Source organism: Janthinobacterium sp. FW305-129, assembly GCF_020858115.1.
GTDB lineage: Bacteria > Pseudomonadota > Gammaproteobacteria > Burkholderiales > Burkholderiaceae_D > Janthinobacterium.
Map to the genome: position 1 here is coordinate 273,893 of NZ_JACYMM010000004.1, position 25,512 is coordinate 299,404.

Annotated in this window: 21 protein-coding genes; 11 read left to right on the forward strand and 10 right to left on the reverse strand. The window is 65.4% G+C overall.

Annotation, left to right across the window (positions count from 1 at the left end):
* Nucleotides 1–51: 51 nt before the first annotated feature.
* The gene (locus IGS61_RS10170; RefSeq protein WP_230539473.1) at nt 52–996 is read right to left on the reverse strand and encodes a 5'-nucleotidase; all 945 of its coding nucleotides are present in this window, start codon (nt 994–996) and stop codon (nt 52–54) included.
* Between the two features lie 341 nt (nt 997–1,337).
* On the opposite strand from IGS61_RS10170, the gene IGS61_RS10175 reads away from it, so the two are divergent.
* The 4 genes from IGS61_RS10175 (at nt 1,338) to IGS61_RS10195 (ending at nt 8,910) form a co-directional block, all read left to right on the forward strand.
* Complete coding sequence (locus IGS61_RS10175) at nt 1,338–3,101, forward strand: methyl-accepting chemotaxis protein (RefSeq protein ID WP_230539474.1); 1,764 nt, start codon at nt 1,338–1,340, stop codon at nt 3,099–3,101.
* A 344-nt stretch (nt 3,102–3,445) separates the two neighbouring features.
* Complete coding sequence (locus IGS61_RS27950) at nt 3,446–5,044, forward strand: methyl-accepting chemotaxis protein (RefSeq protein WP_329958050.1); 1,599 nt, start codon at nt 3,446–3,448, stop codon at nt 5,042–5,044.
* Complete coding sequence (locus IGS61_RS10190; protein WP_230539475.1) at nt 5,044–6,081, forward strand: putative bifunctional diguanylate cyclase/phosphodiesterase; 1,038 nt, start codon at nt 5,044–5,046, stop codon at nt 6,079–6,081. Before IGS61_RS27950 ends, IGS61_RS10190 begins: the two co-directional genes overlap by 1 nt.
* 114 nt (nt 6,082–6,195) lie before the next feature.
* Nucleotides 6,196–8,910 (forward strand): ATP-binding protein, encoded by a 2,715-nt coding sequence (locus IGS61_RS10195; protein WP_230539476.1) that lies wholly within the window; start codon nt 6,196–6,198, stop codon nt 8,908–8,910.
* A 3-nt stretch (nt 8,911–8,913) separates the two neighbouring features.
* Here the strand turns inward: IGS61_RS10195 and IGS61_RS10200 are convergent, their stop codons facing one another.
* Nucleotides 8,914–9,834 (reverse strand): lipase secretion chaperone, encoded by a 921-nt coding sequence (locus IGS61_RS10200; RefSeq protein ID WP_230539477.1) that lies wholly within the window; start codon nt 9,832–9,834, stop codon nt 8,914–8,916.
* Nucleotides 9,835–9,845: 11 nt separating this feature from the next.
* Nucleotides 9,846–10,760 carry a lipase family alpha/beta hydrolase gene (locus tag IGS61_RS10205; protein WP_230539478.1) on the reverse strand — a complete coding sequence of 305 codons (915 nt, stop codon included), beginning with the start codon at nt 10,758–10,760 and terminating at the stop codon, nt 9,846–9,848.
* Nucleotides 10,761–11,118: 358 nt separating this feature from the next.
* On the opposite strand from IGS61_RS10205, the gene IGS61_RS10210 reads away from it, so the two are divergent.
* The 4 genes from IGS61_RS10210 (at nt 11,119) to IGS61_RS10225 (ending at nt 12,991) form a co-directional block, all read left to right on the forward strand.
* Nucleotides 11,119–11,772, forward strand: a complete 654-nt coding sequence (locus IGS61_RS10210) for a TetR/AcrR family transcriptional regulator (protein ID WP_230539479.1) — start codon at nt 11,119–11,121, stop codon at nt 11,770–11,772.
* Nucleotides 11,773–11,946: 174 nt separating this feature from the next.
* The gene (locus IGS61_RS10215) at nt 11,947–12,102 is read left to right on the forward strand and encodes a hypothetical protein (protein WP_230539480.1); all 156 of its coding nucleotides are present in this window, start codon (nt 11,947–11,949) and stop codon (nt 12,100–12,102) included.
* A 40-nt stretch (nt 12,103–12,142) separates the two neighbouring features.
* Entirely contained in the window at nt 12,143–12,622 is a 480-nt protein-coding gene (locus IGS61_RS10220; protein WP_230539481.1) for a cupin domain-containing protein, read from the forward strand.
* Nucleotides 12,623–12,736: 114 nt separating this feature from the next.
* The gene (locus tag IGS61_RS10225) at nt 12,737–12,991 is read left to right on the forward strand and encodes a hypothetical protein (protein ID WP_230539482.1); all 255 of its coding nucleotides are present in this window, start codon (nt 12,737–12,739) and stop codon (nt 12,989–12,991) included.
* 96 nt (nt 12,992–13,087) lie between these two features.
* On the opposite strand, the gene IGS61_RS10230 is transcribed toward IGS61_RS10225, so the two are convergent.
* Entirely contained in the window at nt 13,088–15,412 is a 2,325-nt protein-coding gene (locus IGS61_RS10230; protein WP_230539483.1) for a penicillin-binding protein 1A, read from the reverse strand.
* Nucleotides 15,413–15,600: 188 nt separating this feature from the next.
* Between IGS61_RS10230 and IGS61_RS10235 the strand changes: the two genes are divergently transcribed.
* A complete protein-coding gene (locus IGS61_RS10235) occupies nt 15,601–17,868 on the forward strand; it encodes an OPT family oligopeptide transporter (RefSeq protein WP_230539484.1) in 2,268 nt (755 codons plus the stop codon).
* Nucleotides 17,869–17,947: 79 nt separating this feature from the next.
* Here IGS61_RS10235 and IGS61_RS10240 read toward each other — a convergent pair whose 3' ends face one another.
* A complete protein-coding gene (locus IGS61_RS10240; RefSeq protein WP_230539485.1) occupies nt 17,948–18,871 on the reverse strand; it encodes an AAC(3) family N-acetyltransferase in 924 nt (307 codons plus the stop codon).
* Nucleotides 18,864–20,057, reverse strand: a complete 1,194-nt coding sequence (locus IGS61_RS10245; RefSeq protein ID WP_230539486.1) for a hypothetical protein — start codon at nt 20,055–20,057, stop codon at nt 18,864–18,866. The genes IGS61_RS10240 and IGS61_RS10245 overlap by 8 nt, the downstream gene beginning before the upstream one ends.
* Before the next feature lie 140 nt (nt 20,058–20,197).
* On the opposite strand from IGS61_RS10245, the gene IGS61_RS10250 reads away from it, so the two are divergent.
* Together IGS61_RS10250 and IGS61_RS10255 are read left to right on the forward strand one after the other, a co-directional pair.
* On the forward strand, nt 20,198–20,425 hold the full coding sequence (locus IGS61_RS10250) for a hypothetical protein (RefSeq protein ID WP_230539487.1): 228 nt from the start codon (nt 20,198–20,200) through the stop codon (nt 20,423–20,425).
* Nucleotides 20,426–20,522: 97 nt separating this feature from the next.
* On the forward strand, nt 20,523–21,044 hold the full coding sequence (locus tag IGS61_RS10255) for a GNAT family N-acetyltransferase (RefSeq protein WP_230539488.1): 522 nt from the start codon (nt 20,523–20,525) through the stop codon (nt 21,042–21,044).
* Here the strand turns inward: IGS61_RS10255 and IGS61_RS10260 are convergent.
* The 4 genes from IGS61_RS10260 to IGS61_RS10275 form a co-directional block, all read right to left on the reverse strand.
* Complete coding sequence (locus IGS61_RS10260) at nt 21,031–21,414, reverse strand: hypothetical protein (RefSeq protein WP_230539489.1); 384 nt, start codon at nt 21,412–21,414, stop codon at nt 21,031–21,033. The two genes, IGS61_RS10255 and IGS61_RS10260, sit on opposite strands and share 14 nt — an antisense overlap.
* 13 nt (nt 21,415–21,427) lie before the next feature.
* Complete coding sequence (locus IGS61_RS10265) at nt 21,428–23,131, reverse strand: hypothetical protein (RefSeq protein ID WP_230539490.1); 1,704 nt, start codon at nt 23,129–23,131, stop codon at nt 21,428–21,430.
* Between the two features lie 12 nt (nt 23,132–23,143).
* On the reverse strand, nt 23,144–23,821 hold the full coding sequence (locus tag IGS61_RS10270; protein WP_230539491.1) for a UPF0149 family protein: 678 nt from the start codon (nt 23,819–23,821) through the stop codon (nt 23,144–23,146).
* Between the two features lie 131 nt (nt 23,822–23,952).
* Nucleotides 23,953–25,458 carry a peptide MFS transporter gene (locus tag IGS61_RS10275; RefSeq protein ID WP_152251960.1) on the reverse strand — a complete coding sequence of 502 codons (1,506 nt, stop codon included), beginning with the start codon at nt 25,456–25,458 and terminating at the stop codon, nt 23,953–23,955.
* Between the last annotated feature and the right edge of the window lie 54 nt (nt 25,459–25,512).

The window sequence follows — 25,512 nt, forward strand, 5'->3', positions numbered from 1 at the left end:
GGACAGCTGTGATGCGCGCCGCGCCGCCAGTGACGGCGCTGACAGGCGAGATTATAGACCATCGCCCGCACGGATATTTGCAATCCCGAACGGTACATGCACCATCGGGATGGTTCCGCCCGCCGATTTGAGGTGGCTCAACTGGTCGTCGAAGAAGATATGCGGCTTGAACACGGCCAGCACGCGCGATTTGTCCATGCCGCCGAGGAAAAACGTCTCGTCGGCCGCCACGCCCCAGCTTTTCAGGGTCGTCACGACGCGCTCGTGCGAGGGCGCGTTGCGCGCCGTGATGATGGCGATGCGCAGGATCTTTCTGTAGCCGGGGTCGCGCCGCTGTGCCTTTTCTTCCAGGCGCTGCATGGTGGCCAGCTTCTGGAACAGGTCGGCCAGTGGGCCGGGGCGGTGCGGCGTGCCCACGTTCAGGGTTTCATGGGCGTGGAATTCATCGACGTCATTGTTGCGCTTGAACACGGTTTCCGCTTCGTCGTCGGCGATCACGCCGTCGAAATCGAAGGCAACGCGCAGTTCCTCGTCGTTTTCATCGTCTTCCGTGCGCGACGGCAGCACCAGGCCGGCCGGATAGTCGCAGGCCAGGGCGCTGCGCACGTCGTCCTCGTTCGCGCTGAGGAAGAGCGAGGCGTTGAAGGCGGGCAGGTAGGGGTAGGGCGACTTGCCCGTCATGAAGGCGGCGCGCGAGATATCGAGGCCGTAGTGCGCGATCGAGTGCATGACGCGCAAGCCCGTTTCCGGCGAATTGCGCGAAAACAGCACCACTTCCACGGGCGACTGGCGCGGATAGTGCTTGTTGATGTTCAGGAAACGGCGGATGAAGGGGAAGGCCATGCCGCGCGGCAAGACCGTGTCGATATGCGTTTCCTGGTACTTGCGGTATTCCTCGGGGCCGTTGTCGAGGTAGACCTGGTGCGATTCGGCCAGGTCGAACAGGGCGCTGGAAGCGACCCCGATCACCAGTTTGTGTTCGATAGGATAAGCCATGGTCTGCCTGTTGTTTGCTTGTTGCTCATCTTATACGACTATCAACTGCGTAGCCAATAGTGCTACATGGGGATTTTTTTGCACCAAAACGGGGCGCCGGGCCTTTTTTTTTCGCTGCTGTGCAACACGCGCCACAGTAAAGAAATAAATCTTGTCTTGTATCAAGTATGTAGCAGCCAGCGCGTGTATTTTCCACTATGCTTCCCCTTATGAATTCTCGCCAATTGTAACGAAGCGTACGCCCTATCCCCGCCACCTTTATACAAGTGTCAGCTGTTTTACTCGAACATGCCAGCCCCAACCTCGCCAGCAGTCGTCGTGACTTTATAAAGGACCTAGCCATGTTTAAGAATTTACTGATCAAATGGAAGCTGGCGACGCTCGTCGCCGTGATGATGGTGGCCTTGCTGGTGGTGGGCATCAGCGGCTACACGGGCATCGCCACCGTGGGCAACGCCGTCAATGAAATCGGCGTGGTGCGCCTGCCGTCGATCCAGGGCCTGATGATGATGAACGAAGGCCAGACGGCCGTCGCCGCCGCCACCCTGACGGCCGCCATCTATGAAAACAATTACCAGGCACAGGACAAGTTCGCGGAAGCGCTGCAGCTGCGCACCAAGGCCTGGACGAATATCGAGGCGGGCCGCAAGCTGTACGAGCCGCTGCCGCAAACGCCCGAGGAAGCCGTGCTGTGGAAGCGCTTCCTGGAGGAGTGGGCCGCCTGGAAGGGCGATGACGACAAGGTGCGCGCCATCCTGCGCCAGCTGGCCGACAACCGCGACGAGCCGCGGCAGAAGGAGCTGTTCGTCGCCTTCTACAAGCAGTACCAGGATTCGCGCAGCCTGTTCAGCAAGGCCGAAGCGACCCTCAACGAGATCATCAAGCTCAATAACGGCGTGGCCGACGCCAGCGTCAAGGAAGGCAGCGCGGCCGTGATCCGCTCGGAAAGCCTGATGGTCATCCTGGGCTTGCTGGCTTCGGCCGTGGGCATGGGCTGCGCCGCCTACATCACGCGCGCCATCACGCAGCCGATCAATTCGGCCGTGAAAGTGGCGCAAACGGTGGCGTCAGGCGACCTGACGAGCCATATCGAGGTGCACACGACGGAAGAAACGGGCCAGCTGCTGCAGGCGCTGAAAGACATGAATTCCAGCCTGGTCAACATCGTCAGCCAGGTGCGCGGCGGCACGGAGACCATCGCCACGGCGTCGTCGGAAATTGCCAGCGGCAACCTGGACCTGTCCTCGCGCACGGAAGAGCAGGCCAGTTCGCTGGAAGAGACGGCGTCGTCGATGGAAGAGCTGACCTCCACCGTGCGGCAGAATGCCGACAACGCCCAGCAAGCGAACCAGCTGGCGCTCTCCGCCTCGGGCGTGGCCGTGAAGGGCGGCGCCGTGGTGGGCAAGGTGGTCGAGACCATGGACGCCATCAACGACTCCTCGCGCAAGATCGTCGACATCATTTCCGTCATCGACGGCATCGCGTTCCAGACGAATATCCTGGCCCTGAACGCGGCAGTCGAGGCGGCGCGCGCGGGCGAGCAGGGGCGCGGCTTTGCCGTCGTGGCGACGGAAGTGCGCAATCTTGCCCAAAGATCCGCTGGCGCAGCGAAAGAAATCAAGACCCTGATCGGCGACTCCGTGGTGGCCGTCGATGCGGGCAGCAAGCTGGTGGCCGAAGCGGGCAGCACGATGGCCGAAATCGTCTCCAGCGTGCAGCGCGTGACGGACATCATGGCGGAAATCAGCCTGGCCACGCAGGAGCAAAGCTCGGGCATCGACCAGATCAACCAGGCCATCGGCCAGATGGACCAGGTGACGCAGCAAAACGCGGCCCTGGTGGAAGAAGCGGCGGCCGCGGCCGAATCGCTGCAGGAGCAATCGGGCCAGCTGGCCCAGGTGGTCAGCGTCTTCAAGCTCGATGGTGCGCAGGCGCCGGCCGCGCGCGCTAACGCGAACGCCAGGCCGGCCGCGCCGCGCGCCGCGGTGGCCAGCGCGGCGCCGAAGCGTCCTGCATCACGCCCCACGGCGGGCCGCCCGGCCCTGCATGCCGTGCCGTCCGCGCGCCAGAGCGCGCCGCGCGACGACGAGTGGGAAGTGTTCTGACGGATTGACGGCGCCAGCGCACCCTTTCGGACGGCCGCCTTGCGCGGCCGTTCTTGCATGCGCGCACAGGCGCGCACTGCGGTTTCTACTTATTAAAAAAACAGCGTTATATAAATAGCTGTTTTGCCATCTAAGCAAATCTTTTCAAAACTTAACGCGACATTGCTTGTGAGATAACTCACACTGCCTGCCGTACCGCCCTTGTTCCCGCCTCGGCCACACCCCGGCTGACCCCTCCGCCTGCTGCGTCCGGCCATTCGTGGCAGGCGGCAGCCATTGCCGTCAGCCTTGCATGCGAGCCCGGCGCGATCACCGATGCACCACACTGAAGGATGCGAATAAAGATGGCAAATATGAAAATCGGCACGCGCCTGCGCTGCTCCTTTGCATTGTTGACCTTGCTGCTGCTGGCGACTGCCGCGCTGGGCATGCTGCGCCTGTCCAGCCTGGAGCTGCGCATGCGCGACGTGATCGATGATAAATATCCGAAAACCGTGCTGGCCAACGACATCATCAAGAATGTCAACATCATCGCGCGCTCCTCGCGCAACCTGCTGCTGATGACGGAACCGCAGCAGCTGGCGCAGGAACGCGCCACCATCGCCCAGGCGGGCGGCGAAACGGAAAAGGGCCTGGCGCAGCTGGAAAAGGTGGTGCTGTCGCCGCAGGGCCGCGCGCTGATGGCGGCCGTGACGCAGGCGCGCGCCGCGTTCAACGGCGGGCGCGACAAGGTGCTGGCCCTGCTGGAAGAGGGCGCGCGCGACGAAGCGACGGCGCTGCTGCTCGGTACGGTGCGCGGCGACCAGCTGCGCTACATGGCGGCGCTGGAAAGCCTGATCACACACCAGCACGACCTGATGGAGGAGGCGGGCGCCCAGGTGCGCCATGAGTACGCCACGGCGCGCAACATGATGCTGGCGCTGAGCGCGCTGGCCGTGTTCTTTTCGCTCGTCACGGCCTGGCTGGTCACGCGCAGCATCGTCGATCCGCTGCGCCATGCCCTGACGGTGGCGCAGACCGTGGCCGCCGGCGACCTGACTTCGGTCTTCGGCCGCCACGGCGGCGATGAAACGGGCAAACTGCTCGACGCGCTGTGCATCATGAACGGCAACCTGCTCGACATCGTGCAGCGGGTGCGCAGCGGCACCGACACCATCGCCACGGCCTCGTCGCAGATCGCGGCCGGCAATAGCGACCTGTCCTCGCGCACGGAGGAGCAGGCCAGTTCGCTCGAACAGACCGCGTCGGCCATGGAGGAACTCAGCTCCACCGTGCAGCAGAACGCGGACAATGCGCGCCATGCCAGCGTGCTTGCCGTCGAAGCGGCGAACATCGCCGGCGCGGGCGGGCACGCCGTGGGGCAGGTGATCCACACGATGGACGCCATCAGCGCCTCGTCGGCGCAGATTGCCGACATCATCGGCGTGATCGACATGCTGGCCTTCCAGACGAATATCCTGGCCCTGAATGCGGCCGTGGAAGCGGCGCGCGCGGGCGAGCAGGGGCGCGGCTTTGCCGTCGTGGCGACGGAAGTGCGCAGCCTGGCGCAGCGCAGCGCGGCGGCGGCGCGCGATATCCGCGCCCTGATCGCCAATTCCACCCGGCAGGTCGACGCGGGCGCGGCCCTCGTCGCGCAGGCCGGCGCCACCATGCAGGACGTGGTGGCGGCCGTGGGGCGCGTGAGCCAGATGGTGGCCGACATCACGGCCGCCAGCGCCGAGCAAAGCACGGGCATCGGCCAGGTCAGCCAGGCGGTGGTGCAGATGGACGAAGTGACGCAGCAGAATGCCGCCCTGGTGGAGGAAGCGGCGGCCGCCTCGCAGTCGCTGGAAGGCGAGGCGGCGAACCTGCTGCGGGTGGTCAGCGTATTCCGGCTGCGCCAGGGGCCGGCTGACGCCTTGCCGCGCCGGAGCGCGCCGGCCGTGCCGCGCCTGCTGGCCTAGTGGCGCGCCTGGCAAGGTTCTGGCACGGCCCGCGCGCGCGGGCGCTGCTGTGCGCTGTGCTGGCCGCCTGCTTGCTGCTGGGCATCTGGCTGGACGGGGCGCAGCCGCGTCACGTGCTGCAGGTGGCACTGGCGGCGCTGGCGCTGGGCTGCGCCGTGCTGTGGCGGGCGCGGGATGGGCGCGGCGGCAAGCCGATGGCATCGGCGCGCGGCCGGGAATTGCAGGCGCGCCTGGACGGCGCCATCGCCGGCGGCGAATTCCGCTTTCACTACCAGGGCAAGTTCGATACGGCGCAGCTGCGCCTGGTCGGCCTGGAAGCGCTGCTGCGCTGGGAGCATCCGCGCCACGGCCTGGTCTATCCGAACGAATTCATCGGCCTGGCCGAGCAGACTGACGCCATCGTCGCGCTGGGCAACTGGGGCATCGACGCGGCTTGCCGCCAGCTGGCGCAGTGGCGCGCGGCGGACCTACCTTTGGTGCCTGTCGCGGTGAATATCTCGGCGCGCCAGCTGTGCCAGCCGCACTTGCCGGACTTCGTGCTGGGCTGCCTGCGGCGCCACGCCATCGCGCCCGGCCTGCTGGAACTGGAAGTGACGGAAAGCTGCTGCATCGACGATATGGCGCAGGCAACGCAGGTATTGCGCCAGTTGCGCGCGCTGGGCCTGGCCATATCGCTCGACGACTATGGCACCGGCCATTCGGGGCTCAGCCACGTCAGGATGCTGCCGATTCACACCATCAAGATCGACCGCTGCTTCATCGGCGACCTGGGCAGCGCAGATAGTGACACTGTGATCGTCGCCTCGACCATTGCGCTGGCGCGCGGCCTGGGTTTGCAGGTACTGGCCGAAGGCGTGGAAAACGCCCGGCAGCTGGCGCGGCTGCGGCGGCTGGGTTGCCCGCAGGTGCAGGGCTTTTACCTGCACCGCCCGGCGTGCGCGTCCGACGTGGCCGCACTGCTGGCCGCCGGCGTGCCGGCCGGCCATGTAACAGCGCCGAAACATGGCGCCATGCGGCCTGGCGTGGATGCTCAGTAGAATATGGCCACTGCAAGCCGCATGCTTTAACACTTTCTCCCCCACGCAAGAATGATAAACAGTCCCGTCCCGGCCTATGTATTCGGCCCGTTTCGCCTTTTGCCGCTAGAACGCGTGCTATTCGAGGGCGATCGCGCGCTGCGCCTGGGCAGCCGGGCCATGGACTTGCTGCTGGCCCTGCTGGAACGCGCCGGCGACATCGTCGACAAGCATGAACTGGTGAGCATCGTCTGGCCCAATGCCGTGGTCGACGACGCGACCTTGCGCGTGCACCTGGCGGCGCTGCGCAAGGCGCTGGGCGATGGCCGCGACGGCCAGCGCTACATCACCACCATCCCCGGGCGCGGCTACGGCTTCCTGGCGCCGCTGGCGCACACGGGCCGGCCGGCGCCCGGTGCGGCGGGCGCCGAGCCGCGGCATAACCTGCCCGTCATGCTGACGCGCATGCTGGGCCGCGCCGAGGTGCTGCAAACGATGGCCAACCAGCTGCTGCAATTGCGCCTGTTGTGCATTGCCGGTCCGGGCGGCATCGGCAAGACCACCCTGGCCGTCGCCCTGGCCACGCGCGTGCTGCGCCGCTATGCCGACGGCGTGTGTTTCGTCGACCTGTCGCCGCTGGACGAGGGCCGCCTGGTGCCGCTGGCGCTGGCCACGGCGCTGGGGATGGCGGTGCCGGCCGGCGACGCCATGCCGGTCTTGCTGGCCTATTTGCGCCCGCGCCACATGCTGATCGTGCTCGATAACTGCGAGCACGTGATCGGCGCGGCCGCCACGCTGGCCGACGCCTTGCTCAAGGGCGCGCCGCTGCTGCACGTGCTGGCCACCAGCCGCGAGCCGCTGCGCATCACCAGCGAGCAGCTGCAGCGCCTGCCCGCGCTGGAATTGCCGCCTGCCGATGCCGTGCCCGATGCGGCGGCGGCCCGCCATTTCGCCGCGGTGCAGCTGTTTTGCGAACGCTGCGCGGCCGTCGACGATGCTTTCGTGCTGGCCGACGCCGATGTGCCGGAGGTGGTGGACATCTGCCGGCGCCTCGACGGCATCCCGCTGGCGCTGGAGCTGGCGGCCGGGCGCATCGGCCATTTCGGCTTGCACGAATTGCGCCGCCAGCTCGACGACCGCTTTCGCCTGCTCACGCGCGGCGCGCGCAACATGCCCTTGCGCCACCAGACCCTGCGCGCCACGCTGGACTGGAGCTACGGCCTGCTCGACGCGCAAGAGCGCCAGGTGCTGCAGGCGCTGAGCGTGTTCAAGAGCCGCTTCCGCCTGGAGTCGGCCAGCGCCGTGGCGGGCTGCGACATATTCGACACGCTGGCCGACCTGGCGGCCAAGTCCCTCGTCAGCATCGAATTTTGCCGCCAGCACGTGTATTACCGGCTGCTCGACACCACGCGCGCGTATGCTAGCGCGCAGCTGGCGGCGGGCGGGGATGCCGGCGCCGTGCTGCTGCGCCATGCGCGCCATTGCCTGGGCCTGGCCGGACGCATCGCCGCCGACTGGGAAAACATGCCGCCGGCCCACTGGAGCGCGCGCTACGGCCGCCATGTCGATGATTTGCGCGCCGCTATCGACTGGGCCTTCGGCGAGGAGGGCGACGTGGCGCTGGGCGTGGCGCTGACCCTGGCTGCGCAAACCCTGTTCTATCAGCTGTCGCTGATGGATGAATACCGCGTGCGCGTCGAGCGGGCGCTCGAGCGCATGGCCGCGCATGCGCTGGACGACCCCGGCAGCGAGATGCAGCTGCATGCGTCGCTGGCGCACCTGCTGCTGCATACGCAGGGCGTCACCGGCACCATGCTGCGTTCGTTTCAGCGCGGTTATGCGCTGGCCATGCGCATGGACGATGACAGCCGCCGCTTTGATGCGATTTGCGGCATGTGGGTCTGCAGCCTGAAGCTGGCCGATTTCCAGCGCGCCGACGGTTACGTGGAGCAGCTGGCCGTCCTGTGCGAAGCGCGCGACGATATGGCAATGCGCCTGGTGCTGGCGCGCATGCGTTCGGCGGGCGAGTACTTGCGCGGACGGTACGCGGAGTCGGCGGCGCTGGCGCGCATGGTGCTCGCGCATCCCGAAGGCGCCGGACAGCTCGGCTTCAACAATGCCTTGCTGGCCGATCACCAGGTCTGCCTGCGCGGCACGCTGGCGCGTTGCCTGTGGATGCAGGGCTGCCCCGACGACGCCCTGGCGCTGGCGCGCGAGGCGGTGACGGTGGGCTTCGGGCACAATGGCGTCACGCTGTGCGTGGCGCTGGCCATCAATGCCATTCCCGTCGCCCTGTGGTGCGGGCAGCGGGGGCTGGCGCATGCCTGGACCTGCCTGCTGTGCGAGCATGCGGCCCGCTATGGTTTGCTGTACTGGAGCGCCTGGGGCGCCGCCTACCAGCGGCTGCTCGACGCGGGCGATACGGTGACGGAGTTTCCCTGGCCTTCGGTGCGCAGCTGGCCAATACAGATCGATCTGATGGCCACCCTGCACGACGCGGCCGCCGATAGTCAGGCGCTGCGGCGCGCGCGCACGGGCCTGGCGCCATGGAGCGCGCCGGAAGTGCTGCGCCGCGATGCGCACCACCGCTGGCGGGCGCTGGCGCAAGACGATGCGGCCGGCCTGGAAGCGGTGCGCGTGCAGCTGGAAGAAGCGCTGCTGCTGGCCCGGGGCCAGCAGGCGCCGGGCTGGGAGCTGCGCTGCGCCACCAGCCTGGCTGCCGTGATGCAGGCGCAGGGCCGCGCCGCCGCTGCGCATGCCGTGCTGGCCCCGATCCATGCCGGCTACCGCCAGGGACGCGACACCACGGACGTGATGGCGGCGGCAGCTTTGCTGGCGCGGCTGGCTTGAACGCTATTCGTAGGCACCCAGCCGGCGCTGCTCCTCCGGCGTGAAACTGGCGTCGCGCAATTGCTGCAGGGCCGCCGCATCCTGCGCCCCGCCGGGCAGGCCGGCCTGCTGCGCCTTCTGTGCCTGGTAAGCGATGATGCGCTGCTGCCACTGCGATTCCTCGCGGTCCAGTTCCGCCAGGCGCGCCGCCGCCGCCGGCGTGAAGGTGGCCGCGCGCAGGCGGTAGACTTCATTCTCGCCGCCGCCCTGGGCGCGCAAGGCCTTGACCGAGGCGTCCAGCTGCGCCACCCTGGCCGGTGCGTCGCGCGCATCGCGCTGGGCCGGTGACAGCTTCTGGTCCAGCGCGGCCAGTTGCGCCTGGCGCTGCGCCTCGTCGAGCGAACTGTCGCCGAGGATGGCCATGCGCGCCACGGCGTCGTCGTCATACGCGTCGCTGGCGCCGAACAGGCCAGCGCTTTCCTCCGCCGTAAAATAATTGCCGCGCAGGGCGCGCATCGCTTGCAGGCGCGCGCGCGCCGCCAGGGCGGGATCGGCTTGCGCCGGCAAGGCCTGTTCCGCGCCGGCCAGCGCCTGCTTGTAGGCCAGATAAGCGCCCAGCAGGCGCTTCGCTTCGCGGGCGGGGACGGGCGCCAGGCGCTTGTCGAGTTCCGCCTCGATCTGGCTGCGGATGGCGGCCAGCGGCTTTTCGCCGAGGCCCGCCAGGTAGTAGTCGAACAGGTGGCCCAGTTCCGCGTCGACCACCAGCTTGTCGCCGGCGGCCACCGTCACGTTGCCGTCGGGCCGCGTGCCTTGCATCGAGCGCACGAACGCGAACAGGTCCGGTTCCGCCTTTTCGGGCGGCGGGGCGGGCGGCTCTCCGGGGCGCAGCGCCAGGTACAGGGCCAGGGCCGCCAGGCTGCCGCCGATGATCCATTTCGCGTGCATGCGCTGCTCCTTTACAGTCCCAGGCCTTGCAGGCGGTTGGCTTGCTGGCGGAAGACCGTGACGGGGTTCGTCTCGAACAGGTTGACGATGCCGACGAACTGGTTGACTTCATCGAGGTGGTTCATGGCGTAGTCGTCGCGGATCACCTTGCCCAGGTGGCTGGAGCAGCTGCTGACCAGGCCATCGTTCTTGACGCCGCCGAAGGCCAGGCTGATGGCCGCCAGGGCCGGGTCGCCCACGTCGAGCACATTCGTGTACGGTTGCGCGCCGCTCCACGAAAAGTAGTACACGCCTTGCACCTGGTAGGCGCCTTCGCCGCAGGCGGAGGTGGGCACGCCTTGCGGGTGGCGGCTGTTGAAGGCCAGCGAGCCGGCCGTGGACAGCGACGCGAGCGAGGCGCCCGCGTTTTGCGGTAAGCCCTTGTTGCCCGACAAAATGCCGATCAGGGAAGCGAGCGCGTTGCCCAGCGCGCTACTGGTATTGGGAATGGCGCCGCTGAGGATATCGGCCACTTTCGAGCCCTTGTTGACGCCGGCCACGCTGGTGACGGACGCCACCAGGTCAGGCCGTACGGACGCGACATAGCGGGCCGTGGGACCGCCGTGGCTGTGGCCGATCAAATTGACCTTGGCCGCTCCCGTGGCGGCGAGGATTTGCCGCACCTGCGACAGCAGCTGCTCGCCGCGCACTTCCGTGCTGTTGGCGGCCGAGACGGTGGTCACATACACTTGCGCGCCGCCGCTGCGCAGGGCGTCGGGCACGCCATAGAAGTATTCGACGGGCCCCAGCTTGTCGAAGCCGAACAGGCCGTGCACGAGCACGATCGGGTATTTCGTTTGCGTGTAGCCGGCGGCGCCGGCGCTGCCGGGCAGGATGGCGAGGGTGAGGAGTAGGGTGGATAGCAGTTGCCAGAAGCGAGTCTTCATTTTGTCTCCGTTATTTGAATAATATGGAAATGTCGATGCTGTAGCGATGAACCGTGCGCTCCTGTACATTCTCGATGCATTAAAAATAGCGAGCGCTCGGTTTCTTGAATGTAGCATTGCTGGATTTAAATTGCAGTGAATTGCATGATGCAGCGCAATAACTGTGGGAATTTGGCGTTGCTTATGCGCCCATTGCATAGTTGAAAAGTCAAATAGTTGTTTTCCTGAGCTATAATCGGCCCGGCATCCGCCGTCCCGCCGTCTTGCAGCGCCGACCAGGCGCTGTCTTACATTGCTCATACACCGTTACTTGGGAATGCACTTGTCGACCCATTTTAATTTTGAACAGTTTCAGCAGATGACGCCTTTAAATGGCGAAAACATCTGGGAATATATTCTTGACCGCCACGCGGAACGCATCGGCGTCAAGCGCCGCAAGCCGGCGCTGGAAAATCTTGAGCGCATCTTCGTCGCCACCTTCCGCCTGGCCAATGACGTGGGTTTCCGCGCCATGAGCTTGCGCGACCTGTGCCGCGAGACGGGGCTGTCGATGGGCGGCCTGTATGGCTACATCACCAGCAAGGATCAGTTGGCCGAGATGATCGAGGACGTGGTGCGCCACGCCACGCAAGCCTTGCCGCTGCTGTTTGCGGACGTGAAGTCGCCGCTGGACCGCCTGGAGGCGATGATACGCTCGTCGATCTACCTGTCCGAAGTGCTGCAGCCGTGGTTTTATTTTGTCTTCATGGATTCGCGCGTGCTGCAGGTGGAGCAGCGCAGCATGGCGAAGAATTCGGAACTGTATGTGCAGACCCTGATCGCCGCCACCATCGCCGAAATCGCGCCGAAGCCGCAGGGCGACCCCACCTTGCTGGCCGCGCACTGCCTGGCCCTGTTCCAGGACTGGTACGTGAAACGCTGGAAGTACCGCGCGGCGAAGGTCAATGTCGACGATTTTGCCGATAGCGTTGTCAGTACGGTACGCGGGTATTTGAGCATGAGCGGCGTTTAGCGCAACGTCCCCGCATGGCTCCGGCAGCGGCGCGTATCGGCAGGGCATGGCCCCGTTGCGGGCCTTGTCTGCATCAAGCTGCCGCTGCTCGCTGTGGCGCAGCCTTGCCCTCGGCTGGCCTGCTTCTCCTATTTTCCTGAAAGTAATGCCGCTGCCTCGGAACGCGGCTGCCTGATGGCCGCCGGTACGCCGATGCGTTCGGCGGATCTGGTCGTGCGTGACATTAAAAATGTGAAAGTTTTTATTCCGCATGCCTTATCTCGAATGGCCGCCATGCTCAAAAATACTCCGCGCTGCGAATTTGACTGGTATCAAAATATATTTTCATGATCCGGGATAAAGTCGAATGGTCGGGTGTGGATTGCCCTTCTTGCTGATTCAATTTGAAAATTTATTTGGGGGCGCCATGTCTAATGAAAATTTCAAGTTTATTTCTTTTGAGTCCGGGCTTGAAAGGATTGCACATGCCAGAAAAGAACTGGGATTGGACGAGCAAAATACGACGGTGCTGACTTCGCGGGATCCCTTTGCGCAGCGCATACGCGAGAGCCTCAGTATCCGCAAGCTTCCTGCTGGCTTCCAGAAATGGCAATTGCCGTTCGCGTTGACCGGCAAAGGGGCGCAGTTCTTTGTCTCCGTCGCCCAAGCCGGCGCCGGCGTCGAGGAGCACCAGCACGAGGAAGGCGACGGCATACGGGTCATCGTGTCCGGCTCCATCGAATACGCGGGGCTTGAACTGACGGCCGGCGATTGGATGTTCATTCCGCAGAACGTGCCATATGCATTTAATGCGGGTAAATTTGGCGCGACCATGTTTTATTGTTACGCATGTTGCTGCGTTCCAAATTAATCGATGGTTGACGTATGAATCATCTCGATATTGGCGTCATTCGGATCGGCGGCGCGGTTGGCCGATTGTCCGTGCTTTGTAAGTGAATGTATTGCATATTCATGTGGAGGCGGTATGAACGATATGCGGGGGAAGGTCACGGAAGTGATATTCCAGGTTGAATATCCGGATGGGACGAAAAAGATGTCAAAATTCGTGCCGGAATTCAGGCTGAATGCCATGCTGTTTTCAGATTGCCTGATGACGCCTGAAATGAAGGAGAAATTCACTGTGTCCGACGCGGATTGGAAAAAGAATCCTGCCATGATTATTGTCGATGGAGAAATCCTCAAGGCAAATTGTGACTGGCCGGATTGCCGGCAAGCGTGATCGGCAATGCCGGAGCCCCAGGCGGGTGGTGCGGGCCACGGGCCACGGGCCGCGGGCCAGCGGCGTAACGGTGGCTCCCGGCCCGACCATGCGGCCTCAGTTCGTCTCAACCGGCACCGTCTCCGGCACTGCCGCCGGATCCGTCGGCGTCTCCACGTCCATGTCCAGGGTCTTGATCCCGTTCATGTCGATGAATTCATCGTACAGCCACTCGCCGTCGACCTGGCTCAGGCCCGCCGGCACGGCGCGCGTGACTTGCGGGCGCGTCGACAGGGCCGTGCGCATGTAGTCGATCCAGATCGGCATGGCCAGCGAGGAACCGAATTCGCGTCCGCCCAGGGACTTCGGCTCGTCATAGCCCATCCACGCCACCGCCACGATGCCGCCGCCATAGCCGGCGAACCAGCCGTCGACGGCGTCGCTGGTGGTGCCCGTCTTGCCGGCGATGTCGCTGCGGCCCAGTTTTTTCGTCGCCGCCGCGCCCGTGCCGGTGCGCGTGACTTCGCGCAGCATGCTGTCCATCACGAAGGCGTTGCGCGGATCGAGCGCCAGGGTCTTGTCGTCGTTCGGCGCGGGCGGTTTGGTCTGCATCAATACCGTACCCCTGGCGTCGACGATGCGGTCGATCAGATACGGTTCCACCTGGTGGCCGCCATTGGCGAACAGGGCGTAGGCGCCCGCCATCTGCACGGGCGTGACGGAACCCGTGCCCAGCGCCATCGTCAGGTTGCTGGGCTGGCGCGCCGGGTCGAAACCGAATTTTTCCATGAAGTCGTGCGTGTACGCCACGCCCAGCGCGCGCAGGATGCGCACCGAGGCCACGTTCTTCGATTGCGCCAGCGCATAGCGCATGGTGATGGGGCCGTCGAACTTGAAATCGTCATTCTGCGGCGCCCACACCTTGCCGCCCGCCTGCATTTCCAGGGGCACGTCGTTGATCAGGGTGGCCGGCGAAAAGCCTTTTTCCAGCGCCGCCGAGTACACGAAGGGCTTCATGGCCGAACCGGGCTGGCGCCAGGCCTGCGTGACGTGGTTGAACTTTTGCAGGTTGTAGTCGAAGCCGCCCACCATGGCGTGGTAGGCGCCCGTTTCCGCATCGAGCGAGACGAAGGCGGCGGCCACCAGCGGCACTTGCGTGATGGCCCAGTTGCCCTTGGCGTCCTGGCTGATGCGGATCACGGCGCCGGGGCGCAGCTTGATGCCGGCGCTCGCCTTGGCGGACAGGGCAGGGGCGGCAAAGCGCAAGCCGTCGCCCGTGATGGCCTTGGCGTCGCCGTCGCCCGTGTCGGCCAGCACCTTGCCGCTGGATACCTCCGTGACGACGGCGGCGATCAGGCCGTCGCTGTCCGGCCGTTTTTGCAGTGCAGCATCGATGGCGTCGTCGCGCTGCTCGGGATCCGCCGGCATGTCGATGAAGGTTTCCGGGCCGCGGTAGCCGTGGCGCTGGTCGTAGGCGATGACGTTGCGGCGCGTCGAGGCGTAGGCCGCGTCCTGGTCCGCCTTCAGGATCGTCGTGTAGACGCTGATGCCCTTGGTATAGCTGTCTTCCTTGAATTGCGCAAACACGGCCTGGCGCGCCAGTTCGGCCACGTATTCGGCGTGCGTCTCGAAACCCTGCTTGCCGCGCGTATTGAAATGCAGCGGCTGCGCCAGCGCCTGCCGGTACTGGCCTTCGCTGATGTAATCGAGTTCGCGCATGCGTTTCAATACCAGCTGCTGGCGCGCATGGGCCTTTTTCGGGTTGCTGATCGGGTTGTGGCGCGACGGGTTTTGCGGCAGGCCGGCCAGCATGGCCATTTCCGCGATCGACAGTTCGGACAAGGGCTTGCCGAAATAGGTCTGCGCCGCGCTGCCGAAGCCGAACGAGCGCTGGCCCAGGTACATCTGGTTCATGTACAGCTCGAGAATCTGCTCTTTCGACAGGGCCGCCTCGATTTTCAGGGCCAGCATGATTTCATTGAGCTTGCGCGAGGCGACTTTTTCGCGCGTCAGGAAGAAATTGCGCGCCACCTGCATGGTGATGGTGGAGCCGCCGCCGTGGCCGAAGCCGTGGCGCAGGTTCGACAGCACGGCGCCGCCGGCGCGCACGAAGTCGATGCCGTGGTGCTCGTAGAAGCGGCTGTCCTCGATGGCCAGCAAGGCCTTTTTCATCATTTCCGGCACTTGCGCGATCGGCACGAAGTCGCGGTGCTCTTCGCCGAATTCGCCGATCAGCACATTGTCGGCCGTGTACACGCGCAGCGGGATCTTCGGCTGGTAGTCGGTGATGACGTCCAGCTCGGGCAGGCGGGGGCGCACGTACAGGAACAGATAAGCGGTCAGCAGCAGGGCAGCGGTCAGCGCGGCGCAGCCGGCGATGATGATGGCGCGCACGGTGGCGCGGCGGGAAGGCCAGGGAAATCCGGATCGTTTGGCAGTCAAGGCAGTCTCACGTGAGCGTGCAGGGCACGGTGGCAGCGATTATAGACCAATGCGGCGGCGCTCCCGGCGCCGGGACCGGCTGCAAAAAACCTTTTCATCGAAACGCGGCTGTGCGATAGTCTCGGCTTCAAGCAAATAGCCCGGACGTCGATCCGGGCTGTTTATTTTATAAAATTAAGGATTTATTTATGGCAAAAGATGCAATGCCGAGCGCCGTGAAGCCGTATATTCCGGCCGATGCGAAGCTGCCCGAGATGACCTTCCGCGCGCTGTTCATGGGCGTCATCCTGGGGATGGTCTTTGGCGCCTCTTCGCTCTACCTGGTGCTGAAAGTGGGCCTGACCGTCAGCGCCTCGATTCCCGTCGCCGTGATCGCCATCACCCTGTTCGGCCTGGCCAAGAAGGTGGGCGGCAAGGATTCGTCGATCCTGGAAAACAGCATCACGCAAACGGCCGGTTCGGCCGGCGAATCGCTGGCCTTCGGCCTGGGCGTGACCATGCCCGCCATTTTGATCCTCGGCTTCGACCTGGAAATCTCGCGCGTCATGCTGGTCGGTATCCTCGGCGGCCTGCTGGGCATCCTGATGATGATCCCCATGCGCCGCACCATGATCGTCGACCAGCACAAGGAACTCAAATTCCCCGAAGGCACGGCCTGCGCCGAAGTGCTCAAGGCGGCTGCCACGGAAGAATCGCGCATCGCCGCCGGCGAAAGCATCGAGAAGGATTCGGCCGCCGCGCTGGACGCCAAGCGCCGCGCCAAGATCATCTTCGGCGGTTTTGCCGTCGGCCTGCTGTATAAAGTCTTCAATATCTCGTTCAAGGGCTGGAAGGACACGCCGGGCGTGGAATTTGCCGCGCCGCTCAAGGGCGGCTCCATCGGCGCCGAGATTTCCCCTGAATTGCTGGGCGTGGGCTACATCATCGGCCCGCGCATCGCCGCCACCATGGCGGCCGGCGGCGTGCTGTCGTATCTGCTGCTGATCCCGATGATCAAGTTCTTCGGCGACAGCCTGACCACCGTGCTCTCGCCGGGCACCAAATTGATCAGCGAAATGGGCGCCGACGACGTGCGCAGCGCCTACGTGCTGTACATCGGCGCGGGCGCCGTGGCCGCCGGCGGCCTGATTTCGCTGGTGCGCGCCATGCCCATGATCTGGCGCAGCCTGTCGGCCGGCCTGAAAGGCATCGGCAAGGGCGTCAAGAGCAATTCCACCTTGCGCACGGACCAGGATATCCCCCTGAAATGGGTCGTCATCGGCTGCCTGTCCATCATCGCCGTGATCACCTTCGCCACGCCGCTGCACATGAATTTCCTCGGCGCGCTGCTGATCCTCGTCTTCGGCTTCCTGTTCGCCACCGTGTCGTCGCGCCTGACGGGCGAAATCGGCTCCTCGTCGAACCCGATCTCCGGCATGGCCGTGGCCACCTTGCTGTTCACTTGCCTGATCTTCCTCATCATGGGCTGGACGGGCGGGCGTTACTATGTGACTGCCCTGTCGGTGGGCGCCATCGTCTGCATCGCCGCCAGCAATGCCGGCACCACGTCGCAAGACTTGAAAACCGGCTATCTGGTGGGCGCCACGCCGCGCCTGCAGCAGTACGCGATCCTGGCCGGCGCCTTGTCGTCCGCGCTGATCCTCGGTCCGATTTTGCTGAAGCTGAACGAAGCGAGCACCGTCTACGTGCCGGCCGCGCAAGTGGCGCCTGGCCTGACGGTCGATGCGTCGAAGCTGACGGTGACGGGCGAGCTGCATGGCCCGCAAGCCGACACGGACCACAATACGTATAAAGTCTGGCAAAAGACCGATACCGTGGGCGGCCCGGCCGGCAAGTACTTCGTCAAGGAAGATGGCCAGCTGGCCTACCTGGTCGATCCGGGCATCAATGGCCACTACAGCAAGCGTCCGGACGGCTCGGAAGTGAAGAAATACGATGCGCCGAAGGCCGTGCTGATGTCCTACATCATCAAGGGCATCCTCGACCAGCAGCTGCCGTGGACCCTGGTGCTGTTCGGCGTGATGATCGCCGTGGTGCTGGAAATGGCCGGCATTCCGTCACTGGCGTTTTCGGTGGGCGTGTACCTGCCGCTGTCGTCCACCTTGCCGATCTTCGTCGGCGGCCTGGTGCGCTGGCTGGCGGACCGCCGCAACAACAAGCTGGAACACAACGCGAAACTGAACGAGGAAGAGCGCCAGCTGGCGGGCGACCGCAGTTCGGGCGTGCTGCTGGCGTCCGGCTACATCGCCGGCGGCGCGCTGGCCGGCATCATCATCGCCATCACGGCCGGCGTGCTGACGCACTTCGACCAGATGATGGCCGACTGGGCCGAACACGGCAACCCGTTCTACGCGGGCCTGCATTCGGACGCGCTGTCCCTGCTGCCGTATGCCGTCATCATCGTGCTGCTGTATATCGTCGCAAGAGAGAAGAAAGCGGGCAGCCCGCAGGCTTGATGTTGTAGCCAGCCCAAGGAAAACCGCCCGGTGTCATGACGATCCGGGCGGTTTTTTTATGTGGGCATGGCGGAGATGACTACGATATCGGCCGCGCCGCCAGTTGCGCCGCGCTCGCGTAGATCGTCACCTGGTCGGACGCCAGCCGCCGCAGGTGGTCATAAAACGCCTGCGCCGGAATGAGCCACGACGCGGCATCGCCCACCTGGCCGTTGACGCGCAGGCCGGCGGCGTCGAATTCGCGCGCAAAGTAATCGCGCAAGTCGCCGCGGCCCGGATGGTCGATGCGGCGCTGTGCGACGGCCGGGTCGAAGGGGCGCACGGGCACGTTCCAGCGCCGGCCGGCGTGGTCCAGGCAGGCCAGCAGCTTTGTATCGTCCTCCCACACGGGCACGGGAAAGGCGTCGCCCATGGCGTCTTCCAGCGCGTGATAGAACGTCACCGGCCCCATGGAGATGCCCAGGCCCAGCACCTTGGCCTGGTCGCAGCCGATGAAGCGCTGCCAGGGCGAGCCCACGCCGAAGATCGACGGTGCGCGGTGGTGCGCCTCGGTCAGAGCGTCGGCATGGCGGCCCCACGCGGATACGGAGTGGGTCGGGTGGATGCTGCGGTGGATATTGCCGCTGGCCAGGAACGCTTCCGGCAGGCGCCCCATGTGCGTGCCATGGCGGCGCGGGTCGAACACATAGCCGGGCATGGCGCAGGTGGCGCGCACGGTGCCGCCGGGCAGATAGTAGGTGGGCAGCAGCAGGGTGCCTTGCGGGCCGACGGCGTCCTGCAGGGCGCGTATGACGGCCGCCGCGCCGCCTTCCACGTAGCCGAGGCTTTTCAGCGAAGAATGCACGAACAGCGTATCGCCTGGCGCCACGCCGAGCCGCGCCAGGCCGGATGCCAGCGCGGCGCGCGTCACGTGGGGCGCGTCGTGGCGCATTTGCCGGGCGCCGGCGGCGCGGCGCCACGCTTCCAGCGCGGCCCTGGCGGCGCGCCTGGCCCCGTCAAGCATGGCCTAATTCCAGTTCCAGCAGGTTGGCATCGATGCAGAACTTGGCGGCCCAGTTCAGGTAAGCCCAGGCGCCGTAATCGCCATCGACGGGAAACGAACCCTTGACGCCGCCGCGCGCGTGCGCGGGACCGTCGATGCTGACGGAGCGCCGCACGTAACGGTTCAGGCGGCGGGCCGCGTCGAGGTAGGGCCGCTCGCCCGTGAGCTGGTACAGCAGGAACAGACAATGCGCGTTTTGCGCGGACCCCGTGAGGCAGGCGTAATCGGCGCCAGGCTGGAAGTCCGGGCCGAGGCGGCCGGCCAGGTAGCCGTCGGCCGCCACGGCCCTGGCGACGCCCGTGCCGGTGCGCTTGGCCGCGTCCAGCAGGTCGGCGCGGGCCGAAAAGCGCTGCGCTTCGAGCAGGCCGCGCAAGGCGTAGCCGATGGTGTGGGTCAGGGGCAGCAGCGGGTTGTCCAGGCAGTTCGAGGCGAACCAGCCGTTGGGACGCTGTTTTGTCAGCGCCCAGTCGACCTGGCGCAGGCCCGCCGCGCCATAGCCGTGGCCAGGCGCGATGCGGTCCGCTTCGAACAGGCCCCACGCCACGTGCGTCTCATACGCCTTGTCGCCGGCGCTGGCGAACGGCGTCGGATGCCGGCGCCAGCAGCCGTCGGCATCCTGGCTGTCGCGCAGCCAGCGTGCCGCGCGGTGCATGGCGTCCTGGTACCGATCGCCGTACGCGGCCACGCCGGCGGCCAGGCCCAGCAGGATCTGGCCCGTGTTGAAGGTGACGGGCACGCGCGGCAGCGAATCGATCTTCCCGCCCTGGAAACCGCCTGCGGGGAACTGGATGGCGACGCACCAATCGAGCATGCGGCGCGCCCGTGCGTGCAGGGCATCATCCCCACCCTCGTCGCCAGCGCGCTGCGCCAGGGCGATCATGGTGGGGATGATGTAGCCGGTGGTTTCGGGATAGGAGCTAGCCCAGCCCGTCAGCAGGCTGTAGTCGCGCGCGACCCCGCCGTCGTGTGAACTGGAATGGTCTTGCGCCGCGCATAGCCAGGCCGTGCAAGCCTTGACGACGGCTTGCGGCCCGGGGTCAAAGGCGGGCAGGCCGCGCCGATCCGCCGTCCGCTCCATGCGCGCCGCCGCCGGCAGGCCCGCCTGCGGCGCCAGTGTGTTCCTGATTTTCGCGAGCAAGGCGCGCATGGCTTTCCATTCGGTGGTGGACTCAGGCTACTGTAGCGCCGGCAGCCGGCAGGGCTATTGACTTGCCGCAAGGACCGTTGCGTCGCCGCCGCCGGAATTGACGCATAATGGCCGTATCACCATCGCCGACGAGGCCCGCCATGAACAATGTCACGCTTGAGTATTCGGTCGTCACCAATCCCGACTCGTTTGTCGGCTTCAAGTATTACGTCAAGGCGGGACAGGCCTTCGATGCCGACGATTTCGCCTATTCCTACAAGCTGAACCGGTCCGACCTGAACCCGGACAGCGTGCTGGCCACGCGCGAGGCGGCGGCGAATCTGCAGCCGGGCGAGTGGCTGACGGTGTCGCATTCGATCGCCGCCTAGCCTGCGAACCCAGTGCCGTTTCTTTAACTTACCGGCCCGCCAGGGCTCTTTGCGCGTGAATCCTTCAAAATTTCCTGATATTTCTATTGTTCCAACCTTGCCTGAACACGCCGAAACCCTCGCCGGGCTGGTGGCGCACAACCGCGAGCACCTGCGTGCTTACCTGCCCGCCGTGCTGCAGCTGGACTCGTTCGGCGAGGCGCAGGCCTATCTGCAGGCCGCCGTCGCCCGCGCGGCCAGCGGCGAGGTACTGGAATGGCATGTTTTCTCCGGCACGGCCTTGTGTGGCAGCATCCGCCTGAAAGACATCGACACAGCGGACCGCAATGCCCGCATCGGCTATTACCTCGGGCAGCAGTTCCAGGGCCGGGGCATCGCCAGCGCGGCGGTGCGCGCCGTCCTCGCGCACGCGTTTGGCGCGCTGCAATTGCACCGCGTCGAATTGCAGTGCGCGGCCGGCAATCACGCCAGCATGGCGCTGGCCGAACGGCTGGGATTCGCGCACGAAGGCGTGTTGCGGCAGGCGGAATGCCTGAATGGCGTATTTGTCGACCTGCACGTCTACGGCTTGCTGCAGCCCGATTTTGTGCCGGATGGCGCCGCCCTTAGCCTGGCATGAACCACGCGCGCAGTTCATCCCCGGCCCTCTGCGCCGTTGCCTGCGTCAAGGTCAGCACGATGACCTTTTCCCGCGCCGGACGAAGCTGCCCATCGCTGCCGGCCAGCTCGATGGCTTGTCCGAAGCTCGTGTAGCAGGGGCCGAACTCCTGCGGGCATTGCTGCACGATGCGCGCCGCCTTGCCGGCGTTGCGGTCCGCCAGGTTGACGATGGGATTGCCGTCATTGAATGCCTGGCCGTTGGCAAAGCTGGTGCGCAGATACGGCGAACACAGGCCGTCGAGGAAGGCCAGGCGCGTTTGCCAGTACGCTTGCAGTGCCGCATACACGGCCTGATCCTCGAGAAAATCGGCAAACAGGAAGTCGTTCATAAGGTTTCCTCGGCTAGATGCCGAACACTTTCAAGATGGCGTCCGTAAAACCCTCGAACCAGCTGCCCACCTTGCCCGGCTGCTTGCCGTGGCGCGGGGTTTCTTCGTACAGGTAGACGCCGTTGCCGCCGTCGAAGCGGTCGTTGAGCAGCGCCTGCTGGCCGCGCAGATAGGGCAGGAAGGTTTCGCTGCGCAGCGTCGAGTACAGCACGTCGGTAGTAAAGCCCAGGGTGGCGGACTGGCTGATGGAGCGGCCCTGGCCCGCGCGTTCCAGGCGCACGCCGCGGCAGCCGCGCACGATCAGGGTGACGGGGCCGCGAAAGACGATGAAGCGCAGCTGCAGGGTGAGCCAGGCATGCAGGCTTCCCAGGCGCCAGTGGCTCGATATCGCCAGCGGCTGGCCAGAGTCGCAGACCAGGCCCACCAGGCCCCGCGGCTGGAACACGAGGGCGCTGCCGGCCGGCAGGTGCACGACGGCCACTTCCAGCAGCGGGTCGTCGCTGGCGGAGATCGTCACGGATGCCGGGGCATCGCTTTCCAGCCGCGTCAGCGCCTCCATGCCGGCGGCCAGGCTGGTGAACGGATAGCGCCAGTCCAGCAGCCACTGCGTGCGCTTGCGCGTGCCGACGGGCGACGATTGCAGGTATTCGGGATGGATCAGCATCCGCTGGCCGGGTTTGAGCTGCAATGCCTGCGAGACGGCGGAAATGCGCGACTGGCCATCGGGCGGCAGGGGGAGCGCAGTGGCCGTCACGTTCAGCGCGTGCGCGATGGACAAGGGTTTCAGGCGCGAAGCGAGGGGCGCCAGCACGAAGTAAAAGCAGGCCTTGATGGCGACGGGCAGCAGGATGGCCGACAGCACCAGCAGGGCGGCCGTGGGCGCCACGTCCAGCACGGGAGCGCGCCAGCGGGCGATCCAGTTGCGCGCCAGTTGTTCTTCGCCTGCCGCAATCGCCTTTTGTACGGGCGCCAGCGCGCCAGTCAGCGCCGCGCTGTCGACGGCGAATGGGGCGGGGCGGGTGATGTTGGTGGTATTGCTGCTGCGCGCGCGCTGCGCCAGCCAGGCCTGATACGCTTGCAGGTTGACCTCGCGCAAGCGCTGGCCCTCCGCTTCGAGCCGCGACAGCTGCGCGTAGGCGTCGCTGCCGGGCAGGCGCGCCGCCAGCGGGTGCTGCGCTTCCAGCTGCCGGCGCCGGGCCAGGTTATGTTGCAGTGCGGCATATGCGCTGACGTGTTCCGCATGCAGGCGCGCCAGCGTCTGGCGTGCATCTTCGCCGCTGATCGCCGCCTGCAGGGCGACCAGATAACGGGCTTCCTGCGCCAGCACTTCGATTTCCACGCGGCGCGCCGCTTCGTCCTGCGCGTGCAGGGCCAGGGTGTGCGTGTCGGGCAGGGGAATGGTAAACAGCGACGGTTGCTGCCGCGCGCGCAAGGCCGTCAATTGCGCTTGTACTTCTGTCAGGCGCGTGGCGATGCTTGCTTGTGATGCCAGCCGCAGGGCGTTGACGCTCAGCGTGGCCGCCTCGGCCAGGCTGGTGCCATGGCTGCTGGCGCTGCCGGAAGCCTGGCGCAGGGCGGCGACAGCCTCGCTGCCGGCGCTGTAGCTGCGCCATTCGGCCAGCAGCGATCGTCCTGCCAGCAGGATGACGATGAACAGCGCGAACTGCAGCGCGTGGCGCAGCAGGAAGCGCAGGATGGCCGTCAGCAGCAGGCGCAAGGAGATGCGTCCTTAGCTGGCCGCGCTATCGGCGTCGGCACAGCATTTCTTGTACTTCTTGCCGCTGCCGCAGTGGCACGGGTCGTTGCGGCCCGTTTTCGGCAGTTCGCGCAGCACGGTGGCGCCGGGCTGGCTTTGCTTCAGGTGGCGCTGGCGCGCCCAGGCGGCGTTGATGGCGATCACGGCAGGAATCACGCCATCCATGGCCGTTTCGGCCGCATCGTCATCGAGTTCGGTGGCCGTGGCCAGGTGCTGGAACGGCGCCAGGTACTCGGGATGGCTGACGGCCAGGGCCGCCCACTGGGGCTTGTCCAGGCTCGTGCCCAGCATAAAACCGGCGCACCAGGCGGGCACGCTCCATTCGGGGCCGCACACATAGATGGGCTCAAAACTGTCCGGGTCCTTCGCCAGCCATTCGACCATGTAGGCGTGGTGGCGCCGGGCCAGGCTGGCCGCCCGTTCGCTGGCCGCATCCGCTGCGGGCGCGGCGCTGCCAGCCGCCTTGTCCCAGACCCATGGCAACCACTGTTCCGGCGCGATCTGTTTCGGGTTCAGGGCGACGGCCGTGAGAAAACCTTCGAGCATCGACACGTCCATGGCGCGGCCTTCCAGCGCGGGCGCGGCCAGCAGGGTGTCGAGTTCGGCGTATTCGTCGTCGGAGAGGGGCGAGGTGGTGGAGATGCTGGACATAATATTCTTTGGTGATGTGGGGGGAGTGGCCGGTGGCCCTGGCGGTATTGTACCGCCCGCCAAGGCAAGAACCGGCGCCGGAATGAAAAACGGCGGCCCGCAGGCCGCCGTTCTGATCTACAACAAGACGCTTATTTCACGCCGTGCATCAGTTTGTTGATCAGCGGTGCGATCAGGAACAGCACGACACCGGCGCCCAGCAGGGACCAGAAGCCGAAGGTGTAGCCGGACAGGGCCGATTGCACCGACATGCCGCTTTCGCCGCTGACGTGGCTGGCGAAGATGCCCGACAGGTTGTTGCCGATACCGGTCGACAGGAACCAGCCGCCCATGCCCAGGCCGACCAGGCGCACTGGCGCCAGCTTGGTGACCATCGACAGGCCGATAGGCGACAGGCACAGCTCGCCGATCGATTGCAGCACGTAGACGGTGGTCAGGGTCCAGAACGGGATCTTGTTATCGGCGCCAACCAGGCTCGACAGAGCGAAGATCAGCAGGCCGAAGGCCAGCGCATTGCCCAGCAAGCCCAGGCCGAATTTGCGCGGGATCGACGGGTTGACGTTGTGGCGCGCCAGGAAGACCCAGACGGCGGCGATGATCGGCGCGAAGACGATGATGGCGACCGAGTTGACGGTCTGGAAGTAGGCGGTCGGGAAGATCCAGAAGCCCAGGTCGCGGTTGACGATCTTGTCAGCCAGGAAAGTAAACGAGCTGCCAGCCTGTTCGAAGAACATCCAGAACAGGATGTTGAAGACGAAGATCAGCAGCATGGCGATGACGCGGTCGCGCGCAATTTTACCGTTGCGTATGCCTTCGATCATCAGCATCACGGCCAGGCCGACGAACAGCACGGTCAGGACGATTTGCAGCTTTTCAGCGCCGACGGTCAGCAGGAAGTACATCAGCGGGATCACGCACAGGGAGCCGACGGCCACCCAGACGACGCGCATTGGGTTGCCGGAACCGGCTTCCGGTGCGCCGATGCCCTTCAGGGCGCGGCGGCCGATGAAGAACCATACCAGGCTGATCAGCATGCCGAAACCGGAAGCCATGAAGACCATCTTGTACGACGGCATCGCGCTGGTGCCGAAGATCGACTCGGCCAGCCACTGGGTGAAGACGGGCGCGACCATGGCGCCCATGTTGATGCCCATGTAGAAGATCGTGAAGCCGCTGTCGCGGCGCGGATCGGCGGTCGTGTACAGCTTGCCGACCATGGTCGAGATGTTCGGCTTGAACATGCCGTTACCGACGATCATCGTGGCCAGGCCCAGGTTGAAGATGTCCTGGTTCGGCACGGAGATGCAGAACAGGCCGGCGGCCATGAAGATGGCGCCCAGCAGGATGGAACGCTGGTAGCCGATGACGCGGTCGGCGATGTAGCCGCCGAACAGGGCGCCGGCGTACACCAGCGCGAGGAAGGAACCGTAGGTCAGGTTGGCCGCTGCCTGTCCCGAACCGTCGCCGCCGTGGAACTGGGCCACGATGTACAGTACCAGCGCCCAGCGAACTCCGTAGAACGCGAAGCGTTCCCAGAATTCAGTCATGAACAACATCCACAATGGGCTTGGATGGCCCATAATCTGCTTGAACTCGGGAATAACGGCTTCCTTGTTGGGCGTAGTCGCACCGCTCATGCGGTTCCTCCTGAAAAATTATTATAGTCAATCGATAAAACAAACTTATGGAAG